Source organism: Stenotrophomonas sp. Ste96, from assembly GCF_024519495.1.
In the GTDB taxonomy this organism is placed as follows: domain Bacteria; phylum Pseudomonadota; class Gammaproteobacteria; order Xanthomonadales; family Xanthomonadaceae; genus Stenotrophomonas; species Stenotrophomonas bentonitica_A.
The window spans coordinates 89,729-103,857 of record NZ_JALJRX010000007.1 but is presented as its reverse complement, the minus strand read 5'-3'; the positions used below and the strand labels follow the sequence as shown (position 1 = coordinate 103,857).

Below are 14,129 nucleotides of genomic sequence, written 5' to 3'. Positions count from 1 at the left end.
TGGGATCAGCCCGGTGCCAACCAGGTGAACGGCACCCATGGCAGGTTGCGTGCGATCCAGTAGGCCGGCAGCAGGATCAGCCAGAACGCCGGTTTCATCAACAGCGTGATCAGCGGCTGCAGCACGCGTGGGCGCCAGCCCAGTGCCCAGCCGATCACCAGCGGGGCGACGGCCAGCATCAGCATCGCCAGGGGATTCATCGAGAACGCGGCGACCACATCGCCGTGGGCCAGCGCGTGCAGTGCACGCGTCAGCCCGCAGCCGATGCAGTAGTAGCCGGTAACGGCCAGGAAGCTGCACGGCGGGAACGGACTGCTGGCGCTGTTGGGGTCGTAGTGCCGCAGCACCCAGAACCCCGCGCCGGCGGCCAAGGCGGCCGGCGGCAGGGTCGCCAGCAACCAGCGCTTGCCGTGCAGCGCGATCATCAGCTGGCGCTTTCGATCTGCTGCTGGAACTGCTGCATCTGCTGCATGTAACCGTCAACGCCCATGAAGGCCAGCGAGATCACGAACAGCACGACGCCGGCGATCAGGAAACCGGTGGTGACCCACGCCCAGATCTTGGCGTTCTTGGAGGCACGACGTGCGCCTTCCAGGTCGCCCTGGTTGAGCAGGCCGTTGACCTTGCTGGCGAACACGATCGCGACCACGCCGGTGACGATGCCCGGGAAGCTCAGGCACGACAGGCAGCACACGAAGAACGCCAGGATGGTGACGACGATCGACCAGATCAGGTGGTTCGGAATGCTGCCCGGGGCGGGCGGCAGGGGGGCGGTGGCATTCATCAGCGAAGCTCCATTTGCTTGGGTGGGTGTGTACGGGATGGATCCGGGGCGAACAACACACGCGATGAGGCACGATCGGCAACAGGTGACACGACGGCAATGTCCGGCATCGAGCGTCCGCCCGCGCCGGCCAGCGCGGGCGAGGTGCCCCGGGCGGTAATCTAACCGATGTACCCGCGTCCATGTATACGGTTACATGCAGGCAGGGCAGGACTCACGCCTGGTCAGCCCGCAGCTGCCGCACCTGTGTCTCCAGCATCGGGGCCGTGGCGACCTCGCCGGCGATCGGTGCCGACGCGACCACCTCGACATGCGCGCGGAACCGACGTGGCACGCGCATCCGGCCCAGGCGCGTGTCGCGCCGGCTCCACATGCTCGACCACATGCCGCGCAGCGCCATCGGCACCACCGGCACCGGGCGGCGCTCGAGAATCTTCTCCACGCCCGACTTGAACGCGCCCATCTGGCCATCACGGGTCAATGCGCCCTCGGGGAAGATGCAGACCAGCTCGCCTTCGGCCAATGCCTTGTCCACCTCGTCGAACGCAGCCTGCATCAGCGCCGGATCCTCGCGTGCACCGGCGATCGGGATCGCCTTGGCGGTGCGGAAGATCCAGCGCATCACCGGGATGTTGAAGATCCTGTAGTACATGACGAAGCGCACCGGGCGCGGGATCGTGGCCGAGAGGATCAGCGCGTCCATGTAGCTCACATGGTTGCACACGATCAGCGCCGCGCCCTCGTCCGGCACGTTGGCCTCGATCCCGTGCGGGCGAAGGCGGTACAGCGCGCGCACCATCACCCAGCTGAGGAAGCGCATCAGGAATTCGGGGACGATCGTGAAGATGTAGATCGACACCACGGCGTTGGCGATCGCCAGGGCCAGGAACAGCTGCGGAATGGTCCAGTCCAGCACCCGCTGGGTGAGCAGGCCCAGGCCTGCGGCCAGCACGATGAAACCGGAGTTCTGGATGTTGAGCGCGGCGAACACGCGCGACATCTCCGACTTGGCCGTGCGGCTCTGGATCAGCGCGAACAGCGGCACCACGAAGAAGCCGGTGAACAGGCCGATGCCGATCAGGTCGATGATGATGCGCACGCTGCCCGGCGCCTGTACGAACTGCCAGATCGACAGCCCGGCGGCGGCGGCTTCCCCGGCACGTGCGAAGTACAGGTCGAGCATGAAGGCGGTCATGCCGAACGCGCCCAGCGGCACCAGGCCGATTTCCACGGTGCGCCCGGACAGTTTTTCGCACAGCAGCGAGCCGGTGCCGGTGCCGAGCGAGAACAGCGCCAGCGCGAAGATGTACAGCGTGGAGCCACCGCCTAGATTGATTTCGGCGTAGGTGGGCAGCTGCGAGGTCAGCATGGTGCCGACGAACCAGAACCAGGACACGCCGAGTATCGCGTTGCGCACCGCCTTCTGCTTCTTGGCCATGCGCAGCACCGCCAGCGACTCGGGCAGCGGGTTCCAGTTGATCTTCAGGTCCGGTGCGCCAGCATCGACCTTCGGGATCATCCGCGCGGTGAGGTTGCCGGCCACGGCCAGTACGATCACCGCGGTCGCGGCGACGATCGGGCCATGGCTGCCCGCCAGGGTGAAGATCAGACCGCCAGCGATCATGCCGGTCAGGATCGACAGCGAGGTGCCCATCTCGACCAGGCCGTTGCCGCCGGTCAGCTCCTCGGGCTTGAGGATGGAGGGCAACACCGAGTACTTCACCGGCCCGAACAGGGTGGACTGCATGCCGGTGCAGAACAGCGCGACCAGCAGCACCGGCATGCTCTCGCTCAGGAAGCCGACCGCGGCCAGCGACATGATCGCGATTTCCATGGTCGTGGTGATCACGATCAGCCGCGACTTCTCCAGCTTCTCCGCGATCTGCCCGGCCAGCGCCGAGAACAGGAAGTACGGCAGGATGAAGATCGCCGGTGCCAGGTTGGTGTACAGCGAGCGCTCTTCGATCGGCGTGCCGAGGAAGAACAGCAGCGCGATGATCGCCTGGCGGTAGACGTTGTCGTTGAACGCGCCCAGCGACTGGACGATGAAAAACGGCAGGAAACGGCGTTGCCTGAGCAGGGCGAACTGACTATGGCCGGACATGGAGACTCCTTGCGAACCGGCGCAGCCTAGCATTCTCCCTGTTGGCGCAGCATGGCAGCGCCGCGGTTCGGGGCAGGCAGCCCCGTCCTGGGTAGCTCACGACCGTTGGTCGTGAGAACGTTCAACAGGCCGTGAGACGTTCAACATCCGTATCGACCAACGGTCGATACCTACCGCAGCGTGCGCGCGGCCTCGTTGGCGGCACCGCGCAGCTTGGGCAGCAGGCGCAGCATCAGGCCCATCTGGGTCCGGATCAGCTGCAGCTGGGGCGGCATGTCGTCCGGGATCTGCTCCAGCTGTTCGGCCAGGGCGCGGTCGCCGTCGTTGGCGTCTTCGGCCACCGGCTCGCGCTGCTGCAGCGCGCTGGCGATCTGCTGCATCGCCTGCTCCACGCGTTCCCCGCCGGACAAGGCGAGTGGGTCCTGGCCGTAGCTGTCCAGCTGGGTGCGGTGCGCACCCAGCGCGGAGAGATGGCCGAGCAGCGTGTTGGACAACGCCAGGAAGCGGAACCCCGCATCCAGGTTGCGGCGTACGTGGCCAGGCTCGCGCAGCATGTTCGACAGGGCCGTGGACAGCGCCGCATCGGCGTTGTGCATGTCGCGACGTGCGATACGGTAGGCCAGATCGTCCCGCATGCCACTGCCGTACTGGCCGAGCACGGCGTGCAGGTACCTGGCGCAGTTGTCGAGCACCCGCGCCATCACCAGGTTCAGGCGGCGGCCCTGCCAGTCGGGCAGGATCAGGAAGGCGGCCGCCGCGGCGATCGCACAGCCCAGCAGCGTATCCACCAGCCGCGGCCAGATCAGCAGGAAGCCATCGCCGATCAGGTTGAAGCAGGTCAACGCCATCACCGTGATTGCCGCCGAGGCCACCAGGTAGCGATCGCTGCGGGTGAAGAAGAACAGCAGCGCCGAAAGCAGGGCGATCAGCAGCTCGATGCGCAGGTCCTGGAACAACTGCATCAGCGCCCAGGTCAGCACCAGGCCGATCAGGGTGCCGGCGATCCGCTGCGCCAGCCGCTGGCGGGTGGCACCGAAGTGCGGGCGGCACACGAACACGATGGTCAGCAGCACCCAGGAGCCGTTCTGGGCGTTGAACAGGCGGATCGCCGCGAAGCCGACGATCAGCGCCAGCGCCATGCGCAGGCCATGCCGGAACAGCACCGAGCCGGGGGTGAGCTGCTGGCGGATACGCACGCCCATCTCGCGCAGGGTGTGCGGGTTGGTATCGCGCAGGCGGGTGTCCACGTTGTCCAGCGTGGATTCGGACTTCTCGGCTTCGGACAGGCGGCGTTCGATGCTCTGCAGGTTGTGGCCCAGCAGTTCCAGCGAGGCCAGCAGGCGCTGCCACTGGGGATTGTGCTGGGCGCGCAGCCAGCTCAGTGAATCGGTCAGGTCGGCGGTGGCCTGCTTGGTGCGCTCGCCGTACTGGAACGGCTGGCGCAGGCGGATCGCCTGGCCGAGATTGGCGCAGGCTTCGCCCTGCAGCGCGAGCAGGCGCTGGCAGCGGTACAGCACGTCGCTGTGGAAGAACGCTTCGGTCAGCGCGCCGTAGGGGTAATGCGAGGAGCTGGCGCGCTCGTGGAAGTCCTGGGCCATGTAATACAGGCGCAGGTACAGGCCGGACTGCACGCCGGGCCGGCCGGAGCGGCCAAAGCGCGCCAGGATCGCGGTCTTGGCGATGTTGAGGGCTTCAACCACGCGCCGGTTCTGCTCGGCCAGGGCGAGCTGGCGCTTCTGCACGTCCGCATCGCGGACCGGTTCGAACAGATCGGCCTTGAGCTTGAGGTAGCGGCCCAGCTCCAGATACAAGCGTGCCACGCGCTCGCGCACGGGGCGATTGGCGAACAACGCCGTCCACAGAATCGAGAGCAGGGCGTACCAGACCGCGCCGGCCAGCAGGTGGCTCACGGCATTGATCGCCTGGGGCAGATCGGCGGCACCGTGCTGTTCCAGCCCGATCATCGTGTAGATGGCCAGGGTTACCGTGGCCTGCGCGATCGAGGCATAGCGCTCGCCGAGCGCGCCGAGCAGGGTCAGCCCGAAGGTGGCCGCGGCCAGGGCGGTGATGAACCACCACGGATGCGGGAACAGCACCACCACCGCCGCGGCGGCCGCCACGAAGCACAGCAGCGACAGCGCCACCGATTTGATCCGGCCCCACCAGTTGTCGTCGGTCTCGGCGATCGCGCTGGCGATGATGCCCAGGAACACGCCGGGCAGGGCGGGCAGCTGGTCCAGGTACCAGCACAGCCCCATGGCCGCCGACAACGCGATGAATACCCGCAGGCCATAGCTGGCCTTTTCATGTGCCCACAGGCGGCTGACGCGGGTTTCGAACGAGGGCATGGCGACTCGGCGGAAGAGAGGCCGCCATTATTGCCGGTGCGGAGTGAAGGGGACACCTCTACCGCCGACGGTAGTGCCGGCCGTTGGCCGGCTCCCGACAATGCCGAGGAGCCGGCCAGCGGCCGGCACTACCTGTGTGCTTCCGGTTACATGTCCCAGCGCACGCTTACCGCGAAGGTGCGCGGCAGGCCGACGCCTGCGTTGGACCAGTACTTCTTGTTGGCCAGGTTCTCCACGCCGGCGCGCCAGGTGACGGGATGGCCGGCGGCCTGCATCCGGTAGCCGACACCGGCGTTGACCAGCGTGTAGTCGGGCAGCTTGAGCGTGTTGTCGGCGTCGTAATAGACGTCACCGTAGTAACGGGCCAGTGCATACACGCTCAGGCCCTCGACCTGCGGGACGCTGTAGTCGGCGTGCAGGACGCCCTGCCAGCGGGCGGCGCCGGCGGTGCGGTTGCCTTCCTGGGCGACGCTGTCGGGGGAGAGCTTGTCGTAGGTGGGGTCCAGCCAGGTCACGCCGCCACCGAGCGTGAAGGCATCGGTCAGGCGTACGTCGCCGCTGACTTCCACGCCTTCGTACAGCGTGATGCCGTCCTGCACCAGCAGCTTGCCGGTGGGCGTGAGCAGGTCGATGTTCGCGCCACGCTCCAGCCGGAAGGCGGCGGCGTTGGCATTCCAGCGCGGGTACTCGATCTTGGCGCCGATCTCGTACTGCTTGCTGATGGTCGGGTCGAGCACGTCACCGGCGTTGATGTAATCGCTGCCCACGCGGCTGCCGGCTTCCAGGGATTCCACGTAGCTGGCATACAGCGTCACTGCATCGGCCGGCTTGTACATCAGGGCGTAGGTCGGGGTGACGGGATAGGTGTGGTACGCGCCCTTGTTCTCGAAGTCGTTGTAGCGCGCGCCGGCCAGCAGCGACCAGCCATCGGCGAAGCTGACGGTATCGCTGACAAACGCCGCCTGCTGCACCGTTTCGCTGCCGCGGCTGAGCACGCGCGAGCCGACCGCATCATGACGCAGTGTCGGGCGCTGGTAGAGGTTGCCGCGGCCGATGGTGTTCCACTCGTAGGGACGGTCCCAGCCCAGCCCGGTCTGATGGGAGACGCCGGCGACCACCTGGTGCGACAGCGGGCCGGTCTGGAAGCGGCCCTGCACGATCGCCTGGGCCAGCTTCCACTCACTCTTGCCGCCGAGCTCGTAGGTGTTGACGTTGTAATCGCCGTTGACGTCATCGATATAGGCGAAGATCTTGTTGACGTCGTTCCATGAGGTGGTCACGCCATAGCTCAGGCTGGCCTTCCAGTCACTGTTGATCTGCCAGTTCAACGCCGTGGAGAGCAGGCTGGAACGGGTGTCGTAGTAGCTGCCATCGATGCTGTTGTCGATGTCGCCCGCGAGCGGGCGCGGCAGCTCGGTCAGGCCGATGAAGTAATACTGCGGCGACTCGTTGCTGAGATCGCGCGACTGGAACACGCCATCGAAGGTCCAGGTCAGCCGGTCGGTCAGGCGTGCATCCAGCGACAGGGCGCCGACCTTGCGGTTCACCTCCCCGCCGTTGAAGGTTTCACCTTTCTCCTGGTACGCGTTGAAGCGGTAGCCGAACATGTCCTCGTTGCCGAAGCGTCCGCCCACATCGAGCTGCCCACTGACGATGCCCGCCTCGCGCCAGCCGAGCTGTGCCGACAGCGTGGTGATCTCGGTCGGCTTCTTGGTGACGTAGTTGACGATGCCGCCGGGCTGGCCGAAGCCGTACATGAAGCCGCCGGGACCTTTGAGCAGTTCCACCTGTTCCATCACTTCCAGCGGCCATTCGGTGCCCCACGAGGACACCTGCAGGCCGTTGACGCGGTAGCTGTCGTAGCTGAGATCGATGCCGCGGTTGCGGATCGGCGAACTCCAGCCGCTGGCGTAGGCGCTGACCTGGGTGACCACCGAAGGATCGGTGAGGAAGGCCTCGCCCAGCGAGACCACCTGGCGCTTTTCGATGTCCTCGCGGCCGACCACCGAGATCGCAAACGGGGTATCGCGCACGGCGCGGTCGCCGAGGGCGCCGGTATCGGTGTGGGTACGTTCGGCGGTGACCTTGATCGCGTCCAGGTCGGTGGCCGAGCGCGCCCGCGCGGTGCCGTCCGGTACGGACTGGGCATGGGCGGCGCAGGCCAGCGACAGTGCAACGGCCAACGTGGCCAGGCGGGGCAGGGAGGACGACAGCATCGATGGGTTCCTTGGCGGACAGCACAACGCCGTCCGCGATCTACAGAGGGCGGGGGAGGGTCGATGGCTGGATCGCGCAGGCTGGCCGGGAACCGGCAGCGGGGGCATCGCAGTGGGCGACGCAGGACCGTGGCTGGATGAGAATTGTTGTCGTTTTGTTACGTCGCGTCAAACCGGTGCGCACCGGCCGGGGATACCGACAGGGGCGCACCGACCAACGGTCGGTACCTACCGATGCAATGCCTACCGCGCGGCGGCGGCCCGCTTCAACGCGCGCTTCTCACGGCGCCGCGCCCGGCGGGCCACCCAGCGCTCGCGCAGGCACGAGAAGATCACGTACAGCGCGGGCGTGCTGAGCAGGGTCAGGCTCTGCGAGAACAGCAGGCCGCCGATCATCGCGATGCCGAGCGGGCGGCGCAGTTCGGAGCCTTCGCCCAGACCGATGGCCAGCGGTACCGCAGCCAGGATCGCCACCATGCTGGTCATCATGATCGGGCGGAAGCGCACGATGCTGGCTTCGCGGGCGGCTTCCAGCGGTGTCTTGCCATGCTCGCGCTGCGCCACCACCGCGAAGTCGATCATCATGATCGCGTTCTTCTTGACGATGCCGATCAGCAGCACCAGCGCGATCATCGAGATCACCGACAGTTCGGTGTTGGTGCCGTACAGCGCCAGCAGCGCGCCGACGCCTGCCGCCGGCAGCGTGGAGAGGATGGTGACCGGGTGGATCAGGCTCTCGTACAGCATGCCCAGCACCAGGTACACGGTGATGATCGCCGCCATCACCAGGATCAGCATCGCCATCGGGTCCGAATCGAAGCCGAACCCGGCGTCGTCGGCCAGGCGGATGTCGCCGGGCATGCGCATGCCGTTGACGGTGCTGTCGATGATGGCCTTGGCCTCGCCCATGCTGGTGCCGGGGGCGAGGTTGTAGCTCAGGTCCATCGTGGTGTACTGGTTCTCGTGGGTGATCTGCGACGGTGCCAGCCCCGGTACCTGTTCGGCCACCGCGGTGATCGGCACCATCTCGCCATTGCCGGCGCGTACGTAGATCTGGTCCAGCGCGCCGGGTGTCGCGGTCTGCTCCGGCAGGGCGTTGACCACCACGCTGTACTGGTTGATGTCCGAGTAGATCGTGGAGATCTGGCGCTGGCCGAAGGCGCCGTACAGCGCGCCGTCGATGGCACCGACCGACACGCCCAGGCGGGCGGCCTTGGCTCGGTCGATCACGATGTTCTGGCGCAGGCCGGCGGCGTCCACGTCGGTGCCGACGTCGGCCAGCTTCGGGTTCTTCTTCAGCGCGGCCTGCAGCTTGGGCAGCCACTCCTGCAGCTGGGCCAGGTCGTTGCCCTGCAGCGAGACACGGTACTGCGCGCCCTGGCTGGCACCACCGCCGTCATTGCTGGGCAGATCCTGGATGGCGCGCAGGCGCAGCTGCAGGTCGGGGTAGCGATCGGCCTTGGCGCTGAGGCGGGCCAAGGCCTGGGCGGTGGTCTCGCGGCGGCCGTCCTTGCGCGACTTCAGTTCAACATTGAACTGCGCGCTCGAGCCCTGGCGGCCACTGCCCAGGCGCACGCCCACGGTCTTCACCGCCGGGTCGGCCATCAGCATGTCGGTGATGCGGCGCTGGCGGTTGACCATGTCTTCGAACGAGACCGTGGCGCTGGAATTCGCACGGCCCCAGATCAGGCCGGTGTCCTGCGGCGGGAAGGCGCCCTTCTTGACCGCACCGAACAGGAACACCGTCGCGCCGATCAGCAGCAGCGGCGTCAGCGACAGCAGCAGCGCGTGGCGCAGCGAGAAATCCAGCAGCTTCACGTAGATCCGCAGCATGCGGTCGTGGCCGGCATCGAGCAGGCGGCCGAAGCGGCTCGGCGCACCGGCGTCGGCATGTGCGCTCAGGAAGCGGCTGCACAGCGCCGGGGTCAGCGTCAGCGAGATGATCATCGAGACCACGATGGCCGCGACCAGGGTGACGGTGAACTCGCGGAAGAACGCGCCCATCATGCCTTCGGCGAACAGCAGCGGAATGAACACCGCCACCAGCGAGGCGGTGATCGAGACGATGGTGAAGCCGATCTCGCGCGCGCCGGTCAGGGCGGCCTGCATGCGCGGCATGCCTTCGTCGAGGTGGCGCATGATGTTCTCGATTACCACGATCGCATCGTCGACCACGAAGCCGATCGCGATCACCAGCGCCAGCAGGCTCAGGTTGTTCAGGGTGAAGCCCAGCACGTACATGACCAGCGCCGCGCCGGCCAGTGAAAGCGGCACGGTCACCGCCGCGATCAGGGTCGGGGCCAGCCGGCGCAGGAACAGCGCCATGGTCAGCACCACCATGGCCAGCGCGATCAGCAGGGTGATCTGCACTTCATGCAGCGAGGAGCGGATGGTCGGGGTGCGGTCGAAATACGGGGTGAGCGTGGTACCCGGTTCGAGGTAGTCGCGCAGGGTCGGGATCTGCGCCTTCACCCGGTCCACGGTCTCCACGATGTTGGCGCCGGCGCGGGTGAACACATACATCACCACCGCCGGTTTGTGGTTGAACCACGCGGCCTGGTAAGCGTCCTGCTGCCCGTCGTAGACGTTGGCGATGTCCTGCAGGCGGATCACGCGGCCATCGTCGGCGGTCTTGATCACCAGCTGGGCGAAATCGGCGGCGCGCGCGACCGAATCGTTGGCGATGATCGCGGTGGTGGTGTTGCCATCGGTGAGGAAGCCGGTCGGCGAGGTCACGTTGGCCGCGCGCACCGCATTGCGCAGGTCATCGGCGGTCAGGCCGAGGGCATTCATCAGGCGCAGGTTGACGTCCACCCGCACCGCCGGCGTGGAGGCGCCGGCGATATCCACCGAGGAAACGCCGGTGATCTGGCGCAGGCGCTGGGCCAGCAGCGAATCGGCCACGTTGTAGAGGTCGTCGGCCGACTGCGTTTCGGAGGTCAGTGCGATCGCGATGACCGGGTCGTCGTTCGGGTTCGCCTTCTGGAACATTGGCGTGCCCAGCCCGGCGGGCAGGTCGGACTGGGCCGAGTTGATCGCGGTCTGCACGTCCAGCGCGGCCGAGTCGATGTCGCGGTCGCTCTGGAAGATCATGAAGACCAGCGAGCTGCCTTCGGAGCTGGACGAGCGCATGCGGTCGATGCCGGGCAGCTGGCCGAGGTGGCGCTCCAGCGGCGCGGTCACCGTGGAGGCCATCGTCGTGGCGTCCGCGCCGGCCTGGTTGGCGTGCACGAAGATCACCGGGATCTGGATGTTCGGCAGTGCCGACACGCCCAGCTGCAGGTAGCAGATCACGCCCACCACGAACAGGCCGATGGCCAGCAGGGCGGTGCCGATCGGGCGGCGGATGAACGGGCCGGAGATGTTCATCGAACGCCCCGGCGGCAGTCTGCGGTGCTCGTCATCACGCCTGCGGCTCCTGCACCGGGCCATGGCCGTGACGCAGCGCGCGCTGTTCGCGGCGCTGGCGCAGGCGCTCGGAGAATCGCTCCATGTACAGGTAGATCACCGGGGTGGTGTACAGCGTGACCAGCTGCGAGAGCAGCAGGCCGCCGACGATGGCGATGCCCAGCGGGCGGCGCAGCTCCGAGCCGATGCCGGTGCCCAGCGCCAGCGGCAATGCACCGAGCATCGCGGCAGCGGTGGTCATCATGATCGGGCGGAAGCGCAGCAGGCAGGCGCGGCGGATCGCTTCATGCGCGTTGGCCCCAGTGCGGCGTGCCTCGATCGCGAAGTCGACCATCATGATGCCGTTCTTCTTGACGATGCCGATCAGCAGCACGATGCCGACGATGCCATCCACCGACAGCGGCAGCCCGCACACCATCAGCGCCAGCAGCGCGCCGACACCGGCCGGCGGCAGGGTGGAGATGATGGTGAAGGGGTGGATGTAGCTTTCATACAGCACCCCCAGCACGATGTAGATCAGCACCAGCGAGGCCAGCAGCAGCCACACCACGTCGGTCTGGCTGCCGGTGAACTCTGCCGCCTTGCCGATGAACTGCGCATGCACCTGCGAGGGCATGTCCAGGCCGGCCTTGGTTTCCTCGATCGCCTTGACCGCATCGGACAGCGAGTAGCCCGGCGCGATGTTGAACGACACCGTGACCGCCGGCAGCTGCTGCTGGTGGCTGACCACCAGCGGGGTGCTGGTGACCTTGCCTTCGGCCAGCGCGGCCAGCGGAATGATGTTGCCCGCACCGACCGGGATACCGGTGTTCTGCGCGCCGATGCCGGTGGCCGTGGACGAGTTGGACGAGGTGACCTGGCCGAAGTTGGTGGCGTTGCTGCCGGTCAATGCACCGGCTCCGTTGGAGGCCACCGCCAGCTGGTTCATCAGCGCGGTGCTGGTGCGGAATTCCGGCGCCACTTCGAGCACCACGCGGTACTGGTTGAGCTCGGTGAAGATGGTGGAGATCTGGCGCTGGCCGAAGGCGTCGTACAGGGTGTCGTCGATGGTCTGCATCGGCACGCCGAGCACGCTGGCCTTGTCGCGGTCGATGGTCAGTTCCAGCGCGCGGCCCTGGTTGGACAGGTTGTTGTCCACGTCGGCCAGTTCCGGGCGCTGGCGCAGCGCTTCGGTCAGCCGGGTGGCCTGCAGCGCGACCTGCGCGCTGTCCACGTCCGACAGCGAGTACTGGTACTCGGTGGCCGCCACGCGGGTATCCAGGGTGACGTCCTGCACCGGCTTGAGGTACAGCGCCACGCCGGGGATGCCGGCCACGGCCTTCTGCAGGCGCGGCAGGATCTCATCCAGGCCATCGCGGTCGCCGCGCTCCTTGAGCACGATCGACAGCTGGCCCTGGTTGAGCGTGGGGTTCATCGTGCCGGCGCCGATGAAGGCGGACACGCCGGTCACCGCCGGATCGCTGCGCAGGGCTTCGGCCACAGCCTTGGTGCGCTGCTCCATCTGCGGGAAGGCGATGTTCTGGTCGGCCTGGACCACGCCGGTGATCAGGCCGGTGTCCTGTTCGGGCAGCAGGCCCTTGGGGATCACGATGTACAGCACCACGGTCAGCACCAGCGCACCGGCGGCGACGGCCAGGGTCAGCGGCTGGTGATCGAGCACCCAGTCCAGGCTGCGCTCGTACAGGCCGACGGTGCGCGACCACACGGTGGTCTTGCCGGCCGCGGCGGCACGCTCGTGCGCATCCTCGCCTTCAGGCAGCGCGTCCGGCTTGAGCAGGTAGGCGCACATCATCGGGGTGAGCGTCAGCGAGATCAGCATCGACAGCGTCACCGCGATGCTCAGCACCCAGGCGAACTCATGGAACAGGCGGCCGGTGACGCCGGGCATCAGCAGCAGCGGCAGGAACACCGCCACCAGCGAGATGGTCAGCGAGAGCACCGTGAAGCCGATCTGCTGTGCGCCGATCTCGGCTGCTTCGGGGCCGCTCTTGCCCTGTTCGATGTAACGCACGATGTTCTCGATCATCACGATCGCATCGTCGACCACGAAGCCGGTGGCCACCACCAGCGCCATCAGCGAGAGGTTGTCCAGCGACATGCCGGCGAACGCCATCACCCCGAAGGTGCCGGCCAGCGACAGCGGCACCGCCACCGAGGGAATGATGGTGGCCCACAGGCGGCGCAGGAACACGAAGATCACCGCCACCACCAGGCCGATGGTCAGAATCAGGGTGAACTGCACTTCATGCACCGAGGCGCGGATGGTCTCGGTCCGGTCGTTGAAGATCTCCAGGTGCACGTCGGCCGGCAGCACGTTCTGCAGCTGCGGCAGCAGCGTACGGATGCGCTCGACGGTCTGCACGATGTTGGCACCGGGCTGGCGGCGCACTTCCAGCAGCACCGCCGGCTTGCCATCGGCCCACGCGGCCAGCTGGTCGTTCTCCACGCCGTCGACCACGTTGGCGACATCGGACAGGCGCACCGGGCGGCCGTTCTTGTAGCTGATGATGGTGTCGCGGTACTCGGCGGCACTGGTCAGCTGGTCATTGGTGCCGATCGAGTAGGACTGGGTCTTGCCGTTGAGCGAGCCCTTGGGCGCGTTGACGTTGGCCTGGGTCAGCGCGCTGCGCAGGTCTTCCAGGGTCAGGCCCATGTTGGACAGCTGCGCCGGGTTGACCTGGATGCGCACGGCCGGGCGCACGTTGCCGGCGATCGAGACCAGGCCTACGCCCTGCACCTGCGACAGGCGCTGGGCGAGGATGGAGTCGGCGTAATTGTTGACGTCGCGCAGCGGGCGCGTATCGGAGGTGAGCTTGAGGGTGACGATGGCCGCGTCGGCCGGGTTCACCCGGTTGTAGACCGGCTGGTAGGGCAGCGAGGAGGGCAGGGTGGCCTGGCGGATCGCAGCCTGCACGTCCTGCGCGGCGATGTCGATGTCGCGGTCCATCGAGAACTGCAGGATGATCGTGGACAGCCCCGCCGACGAATCGGAGGTCATGATCTCCAGCCCGGAAATCTGCCCGAACTGGCGCTCCAGCGGCGTGGTCACCAGCGAGGCCATGGTGACCGCGTTGGCGCCGGGGTACTGGGTGGTCACCACCAGGCTGGGCGCATCGATCTCGGGCAGCGCCGACACCGGCAGCTGGCGGTAACCGAGGATGCCGAGCAGCAGCAGGCCTGCCATCAGCAGCGAGGTGGCGATCGGGCGGCGGATGAAAATCGTCGAAAAGCCCACGGGCGGGTCCTTGCTGGTGCGTCGTGCTGCGTTG

7 protein-coding genes are annotated in these 14,129 nt (G+C 67.2%); all 7 read right to left on the bottom strand.

The genetic code is table 11. The features are described 5' to 3' along the window. Positions 1–5: 5 nt before the first annotated feature. The 7 genes from OC373_RS16185 to OC373_RS16155 all read right to left on the bottom strand — a co-directional run bounded on the left by OC373_RS16185 (position 6) and on the right by OC373_RS16155 (position 14,095). Positions 6–425, bottom strand: coding sequence for a DUF2752 domain-containing protein (locus OC373_RS16185; protein WP_261998087.1), 420 nt, complete (start codon positions 423–425; stop codon positions 6–8). After that, complete coding sequence (locus OC373_RS16180; RefSeq protein WP_019185331.1) at positions 425–784, bottom strand: CD225/dispanin family protein; 360 nt, start codon at positions 782–784, stop codon at positions 425–427. The genes OC373_RS16185 and OC373_RS16180 overlap by 1 nt, the downstream gene beginning before the upstream one ends. Before the next feature lie 214 nt (positions 785–998). Next, positions 999–2,888, bottom strand: coding sequence for an MFS transporter (locus OC373_RS16175; RefSeq protein ID WP_261998086.1), 1,890 nt, complete (start codon positions 2,886–2,888; stop codon positions 999–1,001). Positions 2,889–3,058: 170 nt separating this feature from the next. Beyond that, positions 3,059–5,236, bottom strand: coding sequence for a YccS family putative transporter (gene yccS, locus OC373_RS16170; protein ID WP_070426101.1), 2,178 nt, complete (start codon positions 5,234–5,236; stop codon positions 3,059–3,061). Positions 5,237–5,382: 146 nt separating this feature from the next. Beyond that, a complete protein-coding gene (locus OC373_RS16165) occupies positions 5,383–7,452 on the bottom strand; it encodes a TonB-dependent receptor (RefSeq protein WP_261998085.1) in 2,070 nt (689 codons plus the stop codon). 243 nt (positions 7,453–7,695) lie between these two features. Next, positions 7,696–10,821, bottom strand: a complete 3,126-nt coding sequence (locus OC373_RS16160) for an efflux RND transporter permease subunit (protein ID WP_019183492.1) — start codon at positions 10,819–10,821, stop codon at positions 7,696–7,698. A gap of 34 nt (positions 10,822–10,855) precedes the next feature. Next, complete coding sequence (locus OC373_RS16155) at positions 10,856–14,095, bottom strand: efflux RND transporter permease subunit (RefSeq protein WP_019183493.1); 3,240 nt, start codon at positions 14,093–14,095, stop codon at positions 10,856–10,858. Between the last annotated feature and the right edge of the window lie 34 nt (positions 14,096–14,129).

Bases quoted from the DNA above. Each gene is read 5' to 3' on its own strand.
- OC373_RS16185 (WP_261998087.1), bottom strand. From the start codon at position 425: ATGATCGCGCTGCACGGCAAGCGCTGGTTGCTGGCGACCCTGCCGCCG.
- OC373_RS16175 (WP_261998086.1), bottom strand. From the start codon at position 2,888: ATGTCCGGCCATAGTCAGTTCGCCCTGCTCAGGCAACGCCGTTTCCTG.
- OC373_RS16180 (WP_019185331.1), bottom strand. From the start codon at position 784: ATGAATGCCACCGCCCCCCTGCCGCCCGCCCCGGGCAGCATTCCGAAC.
- OC373_RS16165 (WP_261998085.1), bottom strand. From the start codon at position 7,452: ATGCTGTCGTCCTCCCTGCCCCGCCTGGCCACGTTGGCCGTTGCACTG.
- OC373_RS16160 (WP_019183492.1), bottom strand. From the start codon at position 10,821: ATGAACATCTCCGGCCCGTTCATCCGCCGCCCGATCGGCACCGCCCTG.
- yccS (WP_070426101.1), bottom strand. From the start codon at position 5,236: ATGCCCTCGTTCGAAACCCGCGTCAGCCGCCTGTGGGCACATGAAAAG.